General features: G+C 73.6%; 17 protein-coding genes. 13 read left to right on the forward strand and 4 right to left on the reverse strand.

The features are described 5' to 3' along the window. Window positions 1-431: 431 nt before the first annotated feature. Window positions 432-881 (reverse strand): hypothetical protein, encoded by a 450-nt coding sequence (locus IAG43_RS16700; protein ID WP_187741522.1) that lies wholly within the window; start codon window positions 879-881, stop codon window positions 432-434. Window positions 882-980: 99 nt separating this feature from the next. On the opposite strand from IAG43_RS16700, the gene IAG43_RS16705 reads away from it, so the two are divergent. The 5 genes from IAG43_RS16705 (at window position 981) to IAG43_RS16725 (ending at window position 7,658) form a co-directional block, all read left to right on the forward strand. Continuing rightward, the gene (locus tag IAG43_RS16705) at window positions 981-1,769 is read left to right on the forward strand and encodes a GntR family transcriptional regulator (protein ID WP_187741523.1); all 789 of its coding nucleotides are present in this window, start codon (window positions 981-983) and stop codon (window positions 1,767-1,769) included. Further along, on the forward strand, window positions 1,766-4,192 hold the full coding sequence (locus IAG43_RS16710) for a dolichyl-phosphate beta-glucosyltransferase (RefSeq protein WP_187741524.1): 2,427 nt from the start codon (window positions 1,766-1,768) through the stop codon (window positions 4,190-4,192). The genes IAG43_RS16705 and IAG43_RS16710 overlap by 4 nt, the downstream gene beginning before the upstream one ends. Window positions 4,193-4,481: 289 nt before the next feature. Further along, entirely contained in the window at window positions 4,482-5,132 is a 651-nt protein-coding gene (locus tag IAG43_RS16715; RefSeq protein WP_187741525.1) for a hypothetical protein, read from the forward strand. A gap of 203 nt (window positions 5,133-5,335) precedes the next feature. Beyond that, window positions 5,336-6,292, forward strand: a complete 957-nt coding sequence (locus tag IAG43_RS16720; protein WP_187741526.1) for a class I SAM-dependent methyltransferase — start codon at window positions 5,336-5,338, stop codon at window positions 6,290-6,292. A gap of 484 nt (window positions 6,293-6,776) precedes the next feature. Further along, window positions 6,777-7,658: an SGNH/GDSL hydrolase family protein gene (locus tag IAG43_RS16725; RefSeq protein ID WP_187741527.1), complete on the forward strand. Its 882-nt coding sequence runs from the start codon at window positions 6,777-6,779 to the stop codon at window positions 7,656-7,658. A gap of 136 nt (window positions 7,659-7,794) precedes the next feature. Here IAG43_RS16725 and IAG43_RS16730 read toward each other — a convergent pair whose 3' ends face one another. Then, window positions 7,795-8,544 carry an SLATT domain-containing protein gene (locus tag IAG43_RS16730; RefSeq protein WP_187741528.1) on the reverse strand — a complete coding sequence of 250 codons (750 nt, stop codon included), beginning with the start codon at window positions 8,542-8,544 and terminating at the stop codon, window positions 7,795-7,797. 323 nt (window positions 8,545-8,867) lie between these two features. Here IAG43_RS16730 and IAG43_RS16735 point away from each other — a divergent pair, with 323 nt between their 5' ends. From IAG43_RS16735 to IAG43_RS16765, 7 genes are all read left to right on the forward strand, one after another. Further along, on the forward strand, window positions 8,868-9,203 hold the full coding sequence (locus IAG43_RS16735) for a YbaB/EbfC family nucleoid-associated protein (protein ID WP_187741529.1): 336 nt from the start codon (window positions 8,868-8,870) through the stop codon (window positions 9,201-9,203). A gap of 125 nt (window positions 9,204-9,328) precedes the next feature. Then, window positions 9,329-9,928, forward strand: a complete 600-nt coding sequence (recR, locus tag IAG43_RS16740; protein WP_187741530.1) for a recombination mediator RecR — start codon at window positions 9,329-9,331, stop codon at window positions 9,926-9,928. Further along, window positions 9,921-10,580, forward strand: a complete 660-nt coding sequence (locus tag IAG43_RS16745; protein ID WP_187741531.1) for a DUF5063 domain-containing protein — start codon at window positions 9,921-9,923, stop codon at window positions 10,578-10,580. Before recR ends, IAG43_RS16745 begins: the two co-directional genes overlap by 8 nt. Window positions 10,581-10,799: 219 nt before the next feature. Next, complete coding sequence (locus tag IAG43_RS16750; RefSeq protein WP_147987397.1) at window positions 10,800-12,071, forward strand: aspartate kinase; 1,272 nt, start codon at window positions 10,800-10,802, stop codon at window positions 12,069-12,071. Window positions 12,072-12,096: 25 nt separating this feature from the next. Then, entirely contained in the window at window positions 12,097-13,176 is a 1,080-nt protein-coding gene (locus IAG43_RS16755; protein ID WP_187741532.1) for an aspartate-semialdehyde dehydrogenase, read from the forward strand. A 446-nt stretch (window positions 13,177-13,622) separates the two neighbouring features. Next, complete coding sequence (locus IAG43_RS16760) at window positions 13,623-14,282, forward strand: SigE family RNA polymerase sigma factor (protein WP_187741533.1); 660 nt, start codon at window positions 13,623-13,625, stop codon at window positions 14,280-14,282. 80 nt (window positions 14,283-14,362) lie between these two features. Next, entirely contained in the window at window positions 14,363-15,547 is a 1,185-nt protein-coding gene (locus IAG43_RS16765; protein ID WP_246574388.1) for a hypothetical protein, read from the forward strand. A gap of 264 nt (window positions 15,548-15,811) precedes the next feature. Here the strand turns inward: IAG43_RS16765 and IAG43_RS16770 are convergent, their stop codons facing one another. Together IAG43_RS16770 and IAG43_RS16775 are read right to left on the reverse strand one after the other, a co-directional pair. Next, window positions 15,812-16,567, reverse strand: a complete 756-nt coding sequence (locus IAG43_RS16770) for an SURF1 family protein (RefSeq protein ID WP_187741534.1) — start codon at window positions 16,565-16,567, stop codon at window positions 15,812-15,814. A 124-nt stretch (window positions 16,568-16,691) separates the two neighbouring features. After that, window positions 16,692-18,581 (reverse strand): S9 family peptidase, encoded by a 1,890-nt coding sequence (locus IAG43_RS16775; RefSeq protein WP_425508608.1) that lies wholly within the window; start codon window positions 18,579-18,581, stop codon window positions 16,692-16,694. A gap of 129 nt (window positions 18,582-18,710) precedes the next feature. On the opposite strand from IAG43_RS16775, the gene IAG43_RS16780 reads away from it, so the two are divergent. Beyond that, window positions 18,711-19,112, forward strand: a complete 402-nt coding sequence (locus IAG43_RS16780; RefSeq protein ID WP_187741535.1) for a nuclear transport factor 2 family protein — start codon at window positions 18,711-18,713, stop codon at window positions 19,110-19,112. Window positions 19,113-19,120 lie beyond the last annotated feature (8 nt).

The following is a 19,120-nucleotide window of genomic DNA, read 5'->3' on the forward strand; positions in this document are numbered from 1 at the left end:
GGACCCGTGCCACGGCCGTCCCGCGCGCACCGCCGGGACCGGGTCCCGTCCCGCGCGCGCCGCCCGGACCGGGTCCCGTCACCCGCGCGCCGTGCCCGTGCCGCGCCAGGCGCTTTCGGCCCCGGCCTCGCGGGGCACCGGCGCGGCGGCCTCACACCACCGCCGGCACGACCTTTCCGCGTCCGCCCGCCGGCCGGCAGCTCGTGCGCCCGGCCCGCCTCCTCCAGCGGCAGCACCGCGTGACGTGCACCCGCAACCGCCCCGCCGCCTGCTGGAGACCACCGACCTGCCGGGCGACGCGGTGGCCGGCCGTGCGGGCTTCGGGGCGGCCGCGTCGCTGCGGCAGCACCTGACGGCCGCGCTCGGCGTGTCCCCGACCGCGTACCGCCACACCTGCCGCCCCGCGCGGAGCCCCGGTCCGGCCCCGGACCTCACGCCCCCGGTTCCACCTCGAGGAACCGGCGGCCGCGCGGCCCCCGGTACAGCAACGGCTCCCAGCCGAGGCGGGTCAGCACCGCCGCGCACTCCCTGAGCCGGGCGTCCTCCTCGTGGGCCGCGCCGCTGCCGGGCGGGCCCAGCCACTCGACCCGCACCGTCCGGGGCCGCTCGCCGTCTTGCACCCGGTAGCCCGTGGCCGTACGGGTGCCGTCCGCCGCGGCCGCCGACGGCGGCACCCCGGCGGCCTCCAGGGCCAGCGCCACCGCGCGCGCCATGCGGTGGGTCTCCCAGGGCGCCGGGACGGCCTCCGGGTCGGGGGCGCCGGCGGCGGAGAGCCGCCGGATCTGCAGCAGGCCCTCGTACGCCGTGCGGACCTCCGCCGCCCGCCCCGCCGCGTCCACCGCCGGACCGTCGCCGCTCGACGGCTCGAACACATCGGTCACGTCCGTGTCTCCTTCCCCACCAGGACCGTACGCTCCAGGTCGAAAGCGCCGGACCCTGGCCTATCGTGTCCGGGACCGAAGCAGAAGGAGAACGCCAGGATGCCCGGCAACGGCAGCGGCGGCACCGCCGTCACCCGCAGCACCCTGCGGCAGCAGATCGCGGACGCGCTGCGCGACGAGGTGCTCGCGGGCCGGCTGGGCCCCGGGCAGGAGTTCACCGTCCGCCAGATCGCCGACCAGTACGGAGTCTCCGCGACCCCCGTGCGCGAGGCGCTCGTCGACCTGTCCGCCCAGGGGCTGCTCGACTCCGACCAGCACCGCGGATTCAAGGTCCACGAGTTCTCCGTCGCCGACTACCGGATGATGGTCGAGGCGCGCGCCCTCGTCGTGGACGGCGTCTTCCAGCACTACCGGCGGACCCGGGGCCGTGAGGCCGGCCGCGGGGAACCCGGCCCCCACCACTTCGACGTGCAGTCCCTGGTCTCCGTGCGCCGGCGGGCCGAGGAGGCCGCCCGGGCGGCCCGCGCCGGTGACCTGGACGTCCTGATCGGCTACGACCTCCGCTTCTGGCGCGAGCTGTCCACCGCCGTGGCCAACGCCTACGTCACCGACTTCCTGCACCGGCTGCGGGTGCAGACCTGGGTGTTCGCCGTGCCGCGGCTGCGGTCCGACCCCGATCCCTCGCCCTGGCTGTGGAGCGGGCACGAAAGGATCGTGGACGCCGTCACCCGCGGCGACGCGCAGGCGATGCTCGACGAGATCGTCGCGTGCAACGCCCACGAACTGGCCTGGGCCGACCGCGTCGAGCGCCGGGAGAGCCGGGACGGCGGCGGGAACGGCGGCGGGGACGCAGGGGAACGACGAGGCCAGGAGCATCAGGAGCGGTGAGAGTGGACCTGACTGTCGTCGTCCCGGCGTACAACGAGGAGATACGTCTGCGGCCGACGCTCGACGCGATCTGCGCCCATCTGCGGGCCGATCCGGAGCGCTGGGGCAGCTGGGAGCTGATCGTCGTCGACGACGGCTCCACCGATGGCACCGCCGAGATCGCCCGGGAGGCGGCGAAGGAGGAGCCCCGCATCCACGTGCTGTCGGACGGGGTCAACCGCGGCAAGGGCCACGCGCTGCGCACCGGCGTGCTCGCCTCCTACGGGCGGCGGGTGCTGTTCACCGACGCCGACCTGGCGACCCCCGTGGGCGAACTCGACCGGCTCGACGCGGAGATGACCGCGACGGGCGCGGACGCCGCCATCGGCTCACGGGCCCATCCCGACGCCCGGATCGAGGTCCACCAGCGGCGGCTGCGCGAATGGCTCGGACGGCTCGGCAACGCACTGATACGCGTGGTGGCCGTCTCCGGCATCCGCGACACCCAGTGCGGCTTCAAGCTCTTCGACGGCGAGAAGGCGCGTGCCGCCTTCGCCGCCTCCCGGCTCGACGGCTGGGCCATCGACGTCGAGATCCTGCGCCACTTCCGCCGTGCCGGGTGGCAGGTCACCGAAGTGCCGGTGAGCTGGTCGCACATGCCCGGTTCGAAGGTCCGGCCGGGCGACTACGGCAGGGTGCTGCTGGAACTGCTGCGGCTGCGCGCCCGGGCCGTACGCCGCGCCGACCTCGCCGTGACCGGGCTCTTCCTGCTCGCCTCGGTCCTCCTCTACAAGGACCTGTGGGCCGACCTCGGCCACGCCTATCTGCGCGACGCGGGACAGGACCAGAACCAGTGGGAGTGGTTCTTCGCCGTCACCGCCGACAACGTGGTGCATCTGCGCAATCCGCTCTTCACCACCCTCCAGAACAACCCGGACGGTGTGAACCTCATGGCCAACACGGCCATGCTGGGCCTGTCCGTCCCGTTCACACCGGTGACCCTGCTGCTGGGGCCCACGGTCACCTGGGCGCTGGTCCTCACCCTCGGCCTCGCGGCGACGGGCGCCTCCTGGTACTGGCTGATCGCCCGGCGGCTGGTGCGCAACAGGGCGGCCGCCGCACTCGGCGGCGCGTTCGCCGCGTTCGCGCCGCCGATGATCTCGCACGGCAACGCCCACCCCAACTTCCTCGTCCTGTTCATGATCCCGCTGATCGTCGACCGGGCGCTCAGGCTGTGCGAGGGCCGCAACGTCACCCGGGACGGGGTGGTGCTCGGCCTCTTCGCGACCTACCAGATCTTCCTCGGCGAGGAGCCGCTGCTGCTCGCCGCCGTCGGCATGCTGCTGTTCGCGCTCGCCTACGCGCTCGCCCGGCGCGACGTGGCCCGGACCGCCTGGCGCCCGCTAATGCGCGGCATCGGCACCGCGCTCATGGTCTGCCTGCCGCTGGTCGCGTTCCCGCTGGGCTGGCAGTTCTTCGGACCGCAGAGCTACACCAGCGTGCTCCACGGCGACAACGCGGGCAACAGCCCCCTGGCCTTCCTCCAGTTCTCGGGCCGCGCCCTGCTCGGCACGGACGCCGGAGCCGATCCGCTCGCCATGAACCGCACCGAGCAGAACGCCTTCTTCGGCTGGACGGTGATCGCCCTGGCCTGCGCCGTCGTGATCGCGCTGTGGCGGTCCGGAGCGGTCAGGGCGCTCGCCGCCACCGGGGTCGCGGCCGCCCTGCTGTCGCTGGGGCCGAAGTTCCGCATCCCGTACACCGACATCGTGCTCACCGGGCCGTGGCGGGCGCTGGCCCACCAGCCGCTGTTCGAGTCCGTCATCGAGTCCCGGGTGGCGATGATCTGCGCCCCCGTCATCGGCATGCTGCTCGCCCTCGCCGCCGACCGGCTCGCCGCGGTGCCGCGGCGCACGACCCGCGCGGCCGGCCTGCTGGTGCTGGCCGCCGCCCTCGTGCCCGTGCTGCCGACCCCGTACCCGGTCCGCGAACGGACCCCGGTACCGGACTTCATCGCCCAGGACCTCTACCGCGACTACCTCGCCGAGGGCGAGTCGCTCGTCACCGTGCCGCTGCCCGACCCCGGCAGCGCGGAGGCCCTCTACTGGCAGTCCTCCACCGGGCTCGGCTTCCGGGTCGCCGGGGGCTACTTCAACGGACCGTGGGGCCCCGACCGCATCGGCATCTACGGCGCCACGCCGCGGCACACCTCCAACCTCCTGGGCGAGGTGCGGGGCAGCGGCCACGTACCCGAACTCGGCCCCGGATGGCAGGCCCAGGCCCGTGCCGACCTCGCCGCCTGGCGGGCGGGCGTGGTCGTGCTCGCGCCGCAGTACAACGACGGCCCGCTGCACGAGACGGTCACGAAACTGCTCGGCACGCCGGGAGAAAACGTGGCCGGGGTATGGGTATGGGACGTGGGAACACGGGGCGACGCCCAGTGACGGCGGCCTTCGCCCCGGGTTCCGCCGGCATTACGCTGTCCCGTCCACCGTCCGCGCGCCCCACCGGCGCCCGACCCACCGGCCCGTGAACCACCGACCGAGCCGCGAGCCCCCGAACCGGCCCGCGAGCCCCCGAACCGGCCTGCGGGCCACCGACCGAGCTGCGGGCCACCGGCCCGCGAGACCCGAACCGACCCGTGAGACCGAACCGACCGACCCGTGAGACCCGAACCCGAACGGAACGGCGCCGCCGACCGAACCGCCCGAACCGCTGAGAGCGAGCCTTCCCTTGGCCTGTGACCTGTGGCTGGTCCCCCTTGTCGACGTGCTGTGCCACAGCCCCGACAACCCGTTCGCCGAAGAGATCGCCTCCTACGACAAAGCCCTGACCGGAGCCGGCCTGCCGACCGTGCCGGTCTTCGCCTACATGCCGGGACTCTCCGGCGACGTCGCGCCGGTCGCCGGGTTCGACTACGACGCGCTGCACTTCCTGCGGCGCGCGTACCTGCTGCAACTGTGCGGCCTCGCCGTCACGCCGGTCGACGAACTGGGCGGCGACTACGAGCAGCTGCTGGAGATGTTCGAGTCGACCGCGCAGCAGTCCCACCTCGTCTGGCACTACGACCACGCCGGTGCCTACGTCCCGGTGGACTTCCCCGCGCCCCTGTTCAACGACGAACTGCTGGAGGGCGGCGGCCCGCTCGGCTCCACCCAGGGCCTGCTGCGCGAACTGGAGTACGTCGCCGCGGCCATCGGCATCGACCCGGCCAACCCGCCGGCCGCCCCGCGGCCCCCGGAGGGGCCGACCGCTCTGGAGGAGCCGGCGGGTCCGATCCCCTACGACGAGAGCCCGTTCGCGCGGGAGCGCCACGTGTGGCTCGGACTGCACGCGGCGGCGACGCGCAGCCTGGGCCAGGGCTCGATGATCATCTTCAGCTGACGCCGGAGGTCCGGTCCGTGCCCCGCGCGCACGGGCCGGAGCCCCGCGGCCGGTCCCCCGCTCCCGGCCGCGGGGCCGGAGCGCTGCCGCACGCCTCCCGCGGTTCCACGCCCCTGCGGGGCGTTCCCGCGGTTCCGCGTCCCGACGCGGTCCCGTAAGGCCGCCGACGGCCGGGCGACACCTGGGGCCGGTAGGACCGGGGCATGTCACAGACGAACACCCCCGCCCAGGCGGTGGCCACGGAAGAACTTCCCAGGCCGGAGCGGTTCGACGACGTCAAGGGCTGGTTCTGGCCCGCGGACCAGCTCCTCTTCGACTGGTTCCTCAGGCGCCAGGAGGCCGAGAACCGGCGGGGCGACCTGCTCGAACTCGGGGCGTACCTCGGCAAGAGCGCCGTCTTCCTCGGCGGCTACCTGCGCGAGGGGGAGTCGTTCACCGTCTGCGACCTGTGGGACTCCCCGGCGCCCGACGACTCCAACAGCGCCGAGATGGGCCGTTCCTACGCGACCCTGACCCGCCGCGCCTTCGAGGCCAACTACCTCTCCTTCCACGACGCCCTGCCCACCCTCGTCCAGGCTCCCACCTCGGTGATCACCTCCCGGGTCGCCCCGGCGAGCTGCCGCTTCGTGCACGTCGACGCCTCCCACCTCTACGACCACGTCCACGGCGACATCGAGGCCGCGCGCACCCTGCTCGTCCCCGACGGCATCGTGGCCTTCGACGACTTCCGGGCCGAGCACTGTCCCGGTGTCGCGGCCGCCGTGTGGGGCGCGGTCCCCACGACCGGGCTGCGTCCGGTCGTGATCACCGGCACCAAGCTGTACGGCACCTGGGGCGACCCCGACCCGGTGCGCGAGGACCTGCTGACGTGGCTCGAGGGACGGGCGGACCTGTGGCACGGCGTGGAGGAGGTCGCCGGACGCCCGCTGATCCGCGTCAAGGCCGACCGCTCGACGGGCACACCGGAGCACCCCGTCTCCCGCCACGAACCCCTCCCCGCACCCGAGCCGGCGCCGCAACCGGAGCCGGAACCCGCCGCGCCCGCCGCCCCCGAGCCCGCCGCGGCGCCCCGCCGCAGCCCGTCGCTGGCCCGCCGGGTCGCCAGGGAGGTCCTGCCGCCGATCGTCGCGCGGGCACTCGTCTCCGGCCGCCGCCGCTGAGCCGCTGAGCCGCTGAGCAGGCGCCGGGGCGCGGCGACCGGTCCGACCGGCACCGCTCGCCGCTCGCCGCTCGCCGCTCGCCGGGAGACAAGGTCCGCCTCGGACCGGCAGCGGCGGGTCCCACGTGGCCTGACGGTGCGTCATGCCGTTGTCCCGGCGCGGCCGGACGCCCCCTGCGCACCACGGCCCCGGACACCCGTCCGGGGCCGTCGCCGTGCCGGGACGAGCACAGGACGCGCCACCGGCGCCCGTGACGCCGCACGAAAAAGCCCGGCGGAGTTGGGGCTCCGTCACAGGGCCCGCGGCGTGGCGGCGCGCCTACGCTGCCCGGACCGATCGGGTGAACGCGCCCCGGGGGACAGGCCGTGGCTCCACGGACCGGTGCCCGGGGCGCCGGACCATGCCCCGGGGTCTCCCGTCCGCACCCCCCGATCCGGACGGGGGACCCAGCCGCCGCACCAGTCACCTCAGGGAGCGCCCCCCCATGCCGTTCCGTTTCCCGAACCGCGTCCTGTCGGCCGCCGTCGCCTCCGCCGCGATCGCCGCCGTCGGCCTCGGCGCCGCCGCCCCCGCGCAGGCCGTGTCCGACCCGCTGGACTACGTCGCCCTCGGCGACAGCTACAGCGCCGGCTCCGGTGTCCTCCCTCTGGACCCGTCGGCCTCGCTGCTGTGCGCCCGTACGACGAAGAACTACCCGAACCTGCTCGCCGACCGGACCGGCGCCGACTTCACCGACGTCACCTGCGGCGGCGCGAAGACCGAGCACTTCGCCACGGCCCAGTACCCGGGCGTGCCGCCGCAGTTCGACGCGCTGCGCGCCGACACCGACCTCGTCACGCTGACCATCGGCGGCAACGACAACAACACCTTCATCAACGCCATCCTCGCCTGCGGCGGCCTCGGAGTGCTCACGGCCGGACAGGGCAGTCCCTGCAAGAACACCCACGGCAGCAGCTTCTCCGACGACATCGCGCGGAAGACGTACCCGGCGATCACGGCGGCCCTGAACGAGATCAGGGCGCGGTCGCCCAAGGCGGAGGTGGCGATCCTGGGCTACCCGTGGATCGTGCCGGAGCAGAGCGTCCCGGGCTGCTTCCTCAAGATGCCGATCGCCAAGGGCGACGTGCCGTATCTGCGGAAGATCCAGGCGGACCTGAACAGCGCCGTCGAACGGGCCGCCAACGCGACCGGCGCCACCTTCGTCGACATGGCGGCGGCCTCCGAGGGGCACGACGCCTGCACACCGGCCGGCACCCGCTGGATCGAGCCGGTCCTCTTCGGCACGAACATCGTGCCGGTCCACCCCAACGCGGTGGGCGAGGCCGCGATGGCCGACCGCACGGCGGCGGTGCTCGGCCTCCGCTGACCGCTGCGTGACGGTGGTCCCCGTCCGGGGCGCTCCGTCCCGGGACGAGGCGCGGACCGGACCGCGCTCGCCGCTCCCGTCCGCCGCGCCCGCCGCGCGCGGCGGACGGGGTGCGCACGGGCGGCGGGTCAGCGGGTCAGCGGGGCGGCTCCGGCGGCCGCTGGCGGGGCATGTTCGGGCGGGCGGACGGCGGCAGCGGGAAGCGCCCCTGGATGACCCCGGCCGACTGGCCCTGCCCGCCCGCCTCGGGCCGCACGGGCAGCGGTGACAGGGAGAGCGGCGCGGGCCCGCGGACCCGGAAGTCGCTCATCCAGTCCGCGGTCTCCGTACGGACCAGGTCCGCGACGTCCTCGGAGAACCTGCGCAGCACCCCCAGGCAGCGCTCCGCGGCCTCCGCCGCGGTGCCCTCTGTCGGTCCGAGCACCTCCCGCACGCTCATCGACGCCCAGTCGAACTGGAGCACCTGGAGCCTGCGCTGCACCGCCTGCGCCGTGGCCATGTCCCGCATCCAGCCCGCGGTCAGCCCGAAGTACCGGTCGCAGGCCACGCACGCGGCGGCCAGCAGCAGCGCCGGATAGCCCCAGGGCGCCCCCGAGCCCACGGCTCCCGCCAGGTCCAGGAGCGGCAGGCCCGCGCCGGCCACCAGGCCCGCGGCGGTGCCCAGCCGCAGGAGCCGGGCGTAGCGGCGCTTGCGGGTGCGGTCCGAGAGGTACCAGTCCGCGGTGCGCAGGGCGTCGTTCTCCACCCAGCGGTACAACTCGTCGAGCCGGGCCGCCGGCTCCCCCCAGTCACCGAGGGGGAACGCCCGCCCCGTCAGGTCACCGAGCGGCGCCTTGCCGCCCTCCTCCCGGGCCGACCCCCCGGGCTGCATGTCCGGCTGACTCACCGGTGCGCTCCTCTACCTGTACGGGCTGACGGAATATGTCCTCAAAAGGTGGTGACGTTACACCGTGTGATGTACGAGGCGTGCGTGCGTTCTGATCCGCACTCGCCGTGCACGCCCCCTTCATACCGCCGAATGGAGGGCGCTGCGCCGCGGATCCCCGTATTTCCGCCCGCACGGGGGTCTTGATCAGGTAGTGGAGCCTGGTCGCGGCGGGTGCCTCTCACCCGAAAGAGTTGGCCCCGGCCGCCTTCGGCGACGGCTCCCGGCACCACGTAGGCTCGGCCGTACCGAAGCAGCGCACGGACGTAGTGACAGGAGTGGCCGTGATTCCCGGTGGTGGGCAGCCCAACATGCAGCAGTTGCTCCAGCAGGCCCAGAAGATGCAGCAGGACCTCGCCCGCGCCCAGGAGGAGCTGGCGCGGACCGAGGTCGAGGGGCAGGCGGGCGGCGGCCTGGTGAAGGCCACCGTCAACGGCTCCGGCGAGCTGCGGGGACTCGTCATCTCGCCCGAGGCGGTCGACCCGGACGACACCGAGACCCTCGCCGACCTCGTGGTCGCCGCCGTGCAGGCGGCGAACGAGAACGCCCAGCAGCTCCAGCAGGACAAGCTCGGCCCGCTCGCGCAGGGCCTCGGCGGCATGCCCGGCCTGCCCTTCTGAGGGCGCCGGCCCGCCGGCGGCCGGGACGCTTCCCCCGGCCGTCGCCGGCGGCGCCGTCCGGTGTCTTCTAAGCGCAACCTCCACCAACTACCGTTGTCCCCAAGCACGCGAGGAAAGGCGTTCCGTTGTACGAAGGCGTGGTTCAGGACCTCATCGACGAACTGGGCAGGCTGCCCGGCGTCGGTCCCAAGAGCGCGCAGCGGATCGCCTTCCACATCCTCCAGTCCGAGCCCACGGACGTGCGCCGCCTCGCGCACGCGTTGCTCGAGGTCAAGGACAAGGTCCGCTTCTGCGAGGTCTGCGGCAATGTGGCACAGCAGGAGCAGTGCAACATCTGCCGGGACCCCCGCCGCGACCGGGCCGTCATCTGCGTCGTGGAGGAGCCCAAGGACGTCGTGGCGATCGAGCGGACGCGTGAGTTCCGCGGCCGCTACCACGTGCTCGGCGGGGCCATCAGCCCCATCGAGGGCGTCGGCCCCGACGACCTGCGCATCCGTGAGCTGCTCGCCCGCCTCGCCGACGGCGCGGTCACCGAGCTGATCCTGGCCACGGACCCCAATCTCGAGGGCGAGGCGACCGCCACGTACCTCGCACGCATGGTGAAGCCGATGGGACTCACCGTCACGCGGCTGGCCAGCGGTCTCCCGGTAGGGGGAGACTTGGAATACGCCGACGAGGTCACCCTCGGGCGTGCCTTCGAGGGGAGACGACTGCTCGATGTCTGACGCCATGCTGCACGCCGCGGGCCAGGATCCGGACGATTTCGCCGTCCAGATCGCCGACTCGATCGAGTCCTTCATCGTCGCGACCACCGAGGTCGCCAAGGGGGACGAGCCGGACAGCGCGGTGCCGTTCCTGCTGCTCGAGGTCTCCCAGCTGCTGCTGACCGGTGGCCGCCTCGGCGCGCACGAGGACATCGTCCCCGACGAGCGCTACGAGCCGGACACGGGCCCGGACCTCGACGTGGACGAGCTGCGCGAGCGCTTCGCCGTCCTGCTCGACCCGATCGACGTCTTCTCCGAGGTCTTCGACCCCTACGAGCCGCGCAGGGCCCCGGTGCCGTCGCGGATCTCCGACAGCCTCGCCGACATCGTCACCGACCTGCGCCACGGCCTCGCCCACTACCGTGCCGGCCGCACCACCGAGGCGCTGTGGTGGTGGCAGTTCTCGTACTTCTCCAACTGGGGCCCGACCGCCTCCGCGACGCTCCGCGCGCTCCAGTCGCTCGTCGCCCATGTGCGGCTCGACCAGCCGCTGGCGGCACTCGACGGCCTCGACACCGACGAGGACCTCACGGACGAGGTGCTCGCCGAGGAGGCGGGCAAGGTCATGGTCGCCGAGATCGCCGGGCCGCTGGGTCTGCGCAGGACCCCCTGAGCCCCGCGCCGGCCGTGCGCCGCAGGTGATGTGGCGCACATTTCCGCGTACCTCCCGAAGGCCGGGGCAGTGGCCCCCTGCGGGCAGCCCGGGGATCGTCCGGGATCACGTCGTGAGCGGGACATCTCACCATGTGACAAAGAACGGGCGATTCCGGGCTGCTCGATAGACTGAGCCGACCGCAGTCGCTGACTGCAGAAGACCGAGCGAGGAGCGCACGTGGGCCTTGTCGTGCAGAAGTACGGAGGCTCCTCCGTCGCCGATGCCGAGGGCATCAAGCGTGTCGCCAAGCGAATCGTCGATGCCAAGAAGAACGGCCACCAGGTGGTCGTCGTGGTTTCGGCGATGGGCGACACGACGGATGAGCTGATCGATCTCGCCGAGCAGGTATCCCCGATCCCTGCCGGCCGGGAATTCGACATGCTGCTGACCGCCGGAGAGCGGATCTCCATGGCCCTGCTGGCCATGGCGATCAAAAACCTGGGCCACGAGGCCCAGTCGTTCACCGGCAGCCAGGCAGGCGTCATCACCGACTCGGTCCACAACAAAGCGCGCATCATCGATGTGACGCCGGGCCGGATCCGTACGGCGCTCGACGAGGGCAACATCGCCATCGTCGCCGGTTTCCAGGGTGTGTCCCAGGACAAGAAGGACATCACCACGCTCGGCCGCGGCGGGTCGGACACCACCGCCGTCGCGCTCGCGGCGGCGCTGGACGCCGAGGTCTGCGAGATCTACACCGACGTCGACGGCGTCTTCACCGCCGACCCCCGGGTCGTGAAGAAGGCGAAGAAGATCGACTGGATCTCCTCCGAGGACATGCTGGAGCTCGCCGCCTCCGGCTCCAAGGTGCTGCTGCACCGGTGCGTCGAGTACGCACGCCGTTACAACATCCCGATCCACGTCCGGTCCTCGTTCTCGGGGCTCCGCGGCACGTGGGTCAGCAACGAACCGCGAGGGGATCAGAAGGTGGAGCACGCCATCATCTCCGGAGTCGCCCACGACGTCTCCGAGGCCAAGGTCACCGTCGTCGGCGTGCCGGACAAGCCGGGCGAGGCCGCGGCCATCTTCCGCACCATCGCCGATGCCGAGATCAACATCGACATGGTCGTGCAGAACGTCTCGGCGGCCACCACGGCCCTGACCGACATCTCCTTCACGCTCCCCAAGACCGACGGCGCCAAGGCGATGTCGGCCCTGGAGAAGCAGAAGGCCGCCATCGGCTTCGACTCGCTGCGCTACGACGACCAGATCGGCAAGATCTCCCTGGTCGGCGCGGGCATGAAGACCAACCCCGGTGTGACCGCGTCCTTCTTCGAGGCGCTGTCCGACGCCGGCGTGAACATCGAGCTGATCTCCACCTCGGAGATCCGCATCTCGGTGGTCACCCGGGCCGACGACGTCAACGAGGCGGTGCGCGCCGTGCACACCGCGTTCGGTCTCGACTCCGACTCCGACGAAGCGGTCGTCTACGGCGGCACCGGGCGATGACCCGCCCGCGGGGAGGCGTACGGCGATGAGCGTGCGCCCCGCCCCGGGCACGCCCAAGCCGGGGCTCGCGGTCGTGGGAGCGACCGGGGCCGTCGGCGCGGTCATGCTCCGGATCCTGTCGCAGCACGCGGACGTCTGGGGCGAGATCCGACTCGTCGCCTCCCCGCGCTCGGCCGGCCGCAAGCTGGCCGTCCGCGGGGAGGAGTGCGAGGTCGTGGCGCTCACCGAGGACGTCTTCGACGGCATCGGCGTGGCGCTGTTCCTGGTGCCGGCCGAGGTCTCCGCCCGCTGGGCGCCGGTCGCCGTCGCCAAGGGGGCGGCCGTCGTCGACAGCTCCGCGGCCTTCCGGGCCGACCCCGACGTGCCGCTCGCCGTCCCCGAGATCAACCCTCATGCCGTGCGGCTGCGCCCGCGCGGCATCGTCGCGAGCCCGCACGACACCACGCTGACCCTGCTCCCCGCGGTGGGCGCGCTCCACGCCGAGTTCGGGCTGTGCGATCTGGTGGTCTCCTCGTACCAGGCGGCCAGCGGCGCGGGCCGGGACGCGGTGGGCGCGCTGCGTGCCCAGCTGTCCCTCGTCGCCGGCACCGAACTGGGCGTCGCCCCCGGCGACGTGCGCCGGGCCGTGGGGGAGGGCCTCGGGCCCTTCGACGCCCCGCTCGCCCTGAACGTCGTCCCGTGGACCGGCGCCGCGCCGCTGGGCGGCGGCTGGTCGTCGGACGAGCTGGCGCTGCGCTCCGAGACCCGCAAGATCCTCGGGCTGCCCGGGCTGAGGGTGGCGGCCACCTGCGTACGGGTCCCCGTCCTGACCGGGCACTCCCTCGCCGTCCACGCGCGCTTCGAGCGCGAGGTCACCGTGGAACGGGCCCACGAGATCCTGGCGACCTCGCCCGGCGTCGTGCTCTGCGACGATCCGGAAGCGGGGGACTTCCCCACGCCCGCCGACGTGGTGGGCACCGATCCGACCTGGGTCGGGCGGGTGCGGCGCGCTCCCGACGACCCCACCGCGCTCGACCTCTTCCTCTGCGGTGACAACCTGCGCAAGGGCGCGGCGCTCAACTCGGCCCAGATCGCGGAGATGATCGCGGCCGAGCCCCGCGGCTGAGCCCCGGGGCCGAGGCACTTGGCTGAGCCCGCGGGCCGGCGCTCACGCAGGAGCCGGGCACCGGTCCCGCTGTCCCCGTTCCGCCGCCCCGGTCCCGCCGTTCCGGCCTCCGGAGCGGGCCCGTTCCCGCTCGGGGGCGTCCCGGCGGGGGCTCCGTCCTTAATCCGGAGCCGGGTGTCCGTGGAACTTTGTAGGATCTGTGGACGCCCTGTGATCGAGATGATGGTCTGAACCACTTGAACTGGGGCGTCCGAGTGTTCGATTATTCGCTTCCCCCCTTGCTGCAACCGGCAGTTGGGCGGGACGCGTCTTTGCGGACGCCTCGCTGCGGTGCGGTGACATTGGGGCATTGGGGAAGATCGGGTGCGCATGACGGCATGGGGTGGATCGCCAAAAGCGGTGGCCTGCGCGTACAACCCTGACGGGGGGAAGCGTGTCCAACAGGCGTGGCAGAGGTTCTCGACATCGCAAGGGTGGTCCCGATCGGCGGCGCAGTGCGCCCGATCCGCAGACCCCGCCCGTCCGGCGGCATGCCGGTGATCGCACCCGTCCCGGCGCCGCAGACCACGCGCCTGCCCGCACAGCGGCAGGGCTCTGACGACGTCATGGCAGCCGGCACCACCGTCGACCACCTCACCGAGACCTACCGCGCCCACTACCGGTCGCTGCTGGGCCTCGCCGCTCTGCTCCTGGACGACACCGCCTCCTGCGAGGACGTCGTGCAGGAAGCCTTCATCCGGGTGCACTCGGCGCGCAGCCGCGTGCGGGAGCCCGAGAAGACCCTCGCCTACCTCCGCCAGACCGTGGTCAACCTCTCCCGGTCGGCGCTGCGGCGACGGATCCTCGGACTCAAGCTGCTCTCCAAGCCGATGCCCGACATGGCGAGCGCCGAGGAAGGCGCCTACGACCAGCTGGAGCGCGACGCCCTGATCAAGGCGATGCGCGGACTCCAGCGGCGGCAGCGGGAGGTGCTGGTCCTGCGGTACTTCGCCGACATGACCGAGGCGCAGGTGGCCGAGACGCTGGGCATATCGCTCGGCTCGGTGAAGGCGTACGGTTCGCGGGGCATCGCCGCACTGCGCGTCGCCATGGAGGCGACGGTATGAGCCGGCCGAGCGGGCAGGAACGCGGGTCCGGCGGGCACCGCCCGGACCGGCCGTCGAACGATCTGACGGGGAACGGAACAGTGGGAAACGGGCCGGAACGAGCAGAGAGCGGCCACGGCAAGGACGATCCGGACGGCCCCGGCGCGACCGGCGCCGACACGGCGCCGGATGCCACCGGCGCCCGTCCCGGTGGTCCGCGGGACGCGGACCTCACGGTGCTCCCGGGACTCGGGTCCCTCGGCGGTGACGAGGAGGCCCTGCGCCGGATGCTCCAGGGCGTGGTGGGCGACCTCGCGCCCTCCGAGGGCGCGCTGGACCACCTGCGCCGGGCGGTGCCCGCCCGGCGGGCACGCAAGCGCCAGGCGCTCGTCGGTGCGGCCGCCGCGGTCCTGCTGGTCGGCACCGCGGTGCCCGCCTTCGTCCACGTCGCGAACTCCGGCTCCGCGGACAGCGCCAACCCGGTCAACGCAGGGCACGGCCAGCAGTCGCAGGGCGGCGCAGGCAACGAGCCCGGCGCCACCGGGGGCGACCGCGACCCGCTGAACCCGCCCGCCGACGGCGGACCCGGCAGGGCCGGGCAGGGCGACGCCAGCGCCTCGCCGGGCGACGGATCGAGCGAGGGCGCCGCGGACGGCACCTCGGGCGAGCCCGAGAAGCCGGGCGCCGCCGGAGTCATGCCGGGGGCCTGCACCGCGTCCCAGCTCGGTGTCGCCTCCGCCGGGACGGGCGTGCCCGACGCCGACGGCAAGGTCTACGGCACCTTCCGCATCGCCAACGTCTCCTCCTCCGACTGCGTGGTCAGCGGAGCGGGCTCGGTCTCCCTCCTCGCGCTGGGCGCCGCCGACCAGGCCCGCGTCGGCGTGGTGTCCCACACCTCGGGCGATCCGGCCGGGGGTCTGCCGGACCCCTCGGCCGAGGTCGCGACCGTCATCCTGAAGCCGTCCTCGGCGTACGAGGTGAAGTTCGCCTGGATCCCCTCGGCCGGCTGTCCCACCGCGGGCGCCTCGCCCGACCCGTCGCCCTCGGACGGCGGCAGCGGCGGGCCCGGCGGTGCCGGCGGCGGCACGGCCGGTACCGGCAGCGGAGGCACCGACACCGGCACCACCGACGGCGTCCAGACGCAGATGGTCACCGAGGACGGCGTCAGGGACGGCAGCGTCGTGGTGTCTCACGTGGCCGAGGCGGGGGGTCCGAGCGCCCAGACGACGATCGGCAACGCCTGCTCGGGAACCGTCTACCGGACCGGCCTCCTCCCGGGCGCCTGAGCTCAGGCGCCCGGCCGGGCTCCGGCCAGCCGGCGGGACCCCGGGCCCGGAGCGCCCCGTCGGTGCGCCTGCGGGGCGGGGCGGCCGCGCACGTCGGCCGGTGAGCGCCGGGACCGGTGCCGGGTGGCGCGTGCGGACGGCGGTGCCGGTCCCTTCCGGGGATGGAGAACCCGGTCTGCTTCAGGGACGCAGGAGCCGGTGCGCGACGGGCTCCGGCGGGCGCTCGTGCCGGAGCGCGGCTCCGGTGGGCGCGGCCGCGTCGGGTCAGGACATGTCCGGGTCGAGCCCGAGTGCCCGGTCCCGTACGGCCTCCGCCTCGCGCCGCATCAGCCGGAACCACATGAACAGGACGAAGCCGGCGAAGACGAACCACTCTCCGGTGTACCCGAGGTTCTGGAACGCCTTCAGATCCAGACCGCTGTTCTCCGGGGCCGCCGCCGGGACCGGGGCCAGTCCGCCGTCCGCCTCGGTCAGCGTGACCCACGCGTCGTACACGTCGTCCGGAACCAGGTTCACCAGAGACGCGGCGCTGATGATGCCCAGCTGCCCGGCCGGCAGGCCCCCCGCGGTGTGGGCGCCGTCCGTCCCGGAGCTCTCGGACGCCTGGAGCGCGCCGGTCACCGTCACGGAGCCCGCCGGGGCCTCCGGCGCCGTGCCGCCCTGAGGGAGCCATCCCCGGACCACGGGGAGCGTCTTGCCGCCGTCCGTCCGCAGGAGCGTCAGGACGTACGACCCGGGCTTCCCGTCCAGCTTGCGCCCCGGGACGATGAACTGGTCGCCGTAGCGGCCGGAGGCGATGGCCTGGCGGCCCGACGTCTCCGTGTCCACCGGCAGCAGCTCGCCGAGCGGCGCCGCCTTCTCCTGCCCGGGGTCGGGGCGCTGCTCCGCCTCCCGGTGACTGTCGACCCGGTCCTCGAACCTGCCCAGCTGCCACGACCCCATGAAGATGCAGAAGGGGATCGCCACCAGGACGAAGACGTTGATCCCCCACCAGCGGGGCGTCAGCAGGAATCGGTACACCCCCTTACGGTACGGAACCCGCCCGGCGGCCCGTGTCCCGGGGCCCGTCCGGACACGGCCGCGGTCCTGCGGCCGTGCCCGGGCGCCCGCCGTCCGCGGCGCCCGGGCGACGGAGGAACCGTCCTCAGGCCCCGGCCCGCTCCGGGGCGACGCCGTCCGCCACGTCCACGGCCGCGGACGGCGGTGCGTCCGCCGGGCCGGGTGTCCCGGGAGCCGCCAGGTACCTCTCGGCGAAGGCGATCTCCATCCGGACCTGCTTGATGCGCTCCTCGACCACGAGCGAGCCGTGACCCGCGTCGTACCGGTAGACCTCGTGGACCGCGCCCCGGGCCACCAGGCGGTCGACGAAGTTCTCGATCTGGCGGATCGGGCACCTCGGGTCGTTGACACCGGCCGAGATGTAGACCGGGGCCTCGACGGCGTCGACGTACGTCAGCGGGGACGAGGCCGCGAAGCGCTCCGGCACCTCCTCGGGGGTGCCGCCGAGAAGGGTGCGGTCGAGAGCCTTCAGTGCCTCCATCTCGTCGTGGTACGCCGTGACGTAGTCCGCGACCGGCACCGCGGCGAGGCCGACCGCCCAGGCGTCCGGCTGGGTGCCGAGCCCGAGCAGCGTCAGGTAGCCGCCCCAGGAGCCGCCTGCCAGAACCAGCTTCGCCGGGTCGGCGAGACCGGAGCCGACCGCCCACTCCCGCACCGCGGCGATGTCCTCCAGCTCGATCAGCCCCACCCGGTGCTTGAGGGCGTCCGTCCACTCGCGCCCGTATCCCGTGGAGCCCCGGTAGTTGACCCGGACCACGGCGTAACCGTGGTCCACCCAGGCCGCCGGGCCGGCGGTGAAGGAGTCGCTGTCGTGCCAGGCGGGGCCCCCGTGTATCTCGAAGACCGTGGGCAGCGGGCCGCTCGTACCCGCCGGGCGCTGGACGAGGGCGTGGACGCGGCCGCCGGGACCCTCCACCCAGACGTCCTCGACCGGAACGGAGGCCGGGGCCCTCATGCCCGGGGGATCGAGGACGACACCGCCGTGCGTCGACCGGACCTGGGGCGGTTCCGCCGCCGACGACCACAGGTACTCGACGGAGTGGTCGGGCCGCGCGGTGGCGTCCGAGACCGAACCGGCAGGGGTCTCGATCCGCGTCAGCTCCCCGGCCCCCAGGTCGTAGTGCCACAGCTCGCCGCGTGCCTCGAAGCTGTGCACGACGAGGAGGGCGGAGCCGTCCGGGTACCACTCGGCGCTCACGTCTCCGGGCAGGTCCACCGCGAGCGCGGTCTGCTCGCCGCTGGCCACGTCCCAGATCATCGGCTCCCAGCGGCCGCGCCGCTGGTGACCCACGAGGAGGCGGGTGTCGCCGTCGACGGGCGGGAAGCCGAGGACCTCCAGGCCGAGCGCCTGCGTGCCGCCCTGCGTGTCGTCCAGCTCGGCCAGCACGGAGCCGTCCAGGCGCAGGACGCGCAGCGCGGAGTGCATGGCGTCCCCGTGCTCGGTGTGCTCCACGGCGAACAGCGTGCCGTCGTGCGAGAGGTCCCCGACGCCGGCCGACTCCCGGTGCCGGTAGACCTCCACGGGGGACTCGCCGGGACGGACGACATGGATCGTCGTGCCGTCCTCGTCGGTCGACCGGCCGATCACCGCGGTGCCGTCCCGGCCTATCGCGAGACCCGCGGGATACGACGCGGCGAGGCCGGGCAGGGCGGGCAGGTCCTCCCCGCCGGTGAACGGCTGCCGCATCCAGATGCCGAACTCGTCCCCGTCGGTGTCCGAGAACCACCAGACGGCCTCGCCGTCCGGCGCGAGAACGCCCTCGGTGGTGCCGTTCGGCCGGTCCGTGACCTGGCGCTGCGAGCCGGTGGCCCGGTCCCACGCGTACAGCTCGTAGGTGCCGGTGGCGTTCGACACGAAGAGGGAGCGGTCCGGGGCGTGCTCGGCCCAGTCGGGAAGGGAGACACGGGGCGCCCGGAAGCGCTTCTCCCAGTCGGGCATGCCGGGCATGCCGGGTGTGGTGTCTGCGGCGTTCATGCCCTCCATCAAACCGGAAACTGCACGCGTCCATCCCCTGCCTGTGGATAACCTCCCGATTGTGGACAACTCGGTGGGCGGGCCGGTGCGGGGGAGGGCGCTGTCAGTGGCGGGGTGCACACTCACGGTATGACTGCACACGGTTCATCGACCGCGCCGGCCGATCTCCGCAGCACGGTCGCCAGACACTGGACCGCGACCGAGGCGAGGGACTGGACGGCCGTCGCGTCCACCCTCGCCGACGGCGTCGTCTACGACCTCCCCCAGACCCGCGAGCGCATACGCGGCAAGGAGGCCTTCCTCCGCTTCTACCGCGAGTACCCGGGCGACTGGCACGTGCGCGTCGAGCGCCTGGTGGCGGAAGGCGACCAGGTCGTGTCCTGGATACACGCCCGGGTCGGCCCGGAGGAGATGCACGCCATCACCTTCTTCGGCGGCGATGCCGAGGGCCGGATCACCACGATCACGGACTTCTGGCCGGAGCCGTACGAACCGCCCGCGGGCAGGGAGCATCTCACCGAGCGCTACTGACACGCGCC

This window comes from Streptomyces genisteinicus (assembly GCF_014489615.1).
GTDB classification, from domain to species: domain Bacteria; phylum Actinomycetota; class Actinomycetes; order Streptomycetales; family Streptomycetaceae; genus Streptomyces; species Streptomyces genisteinicus.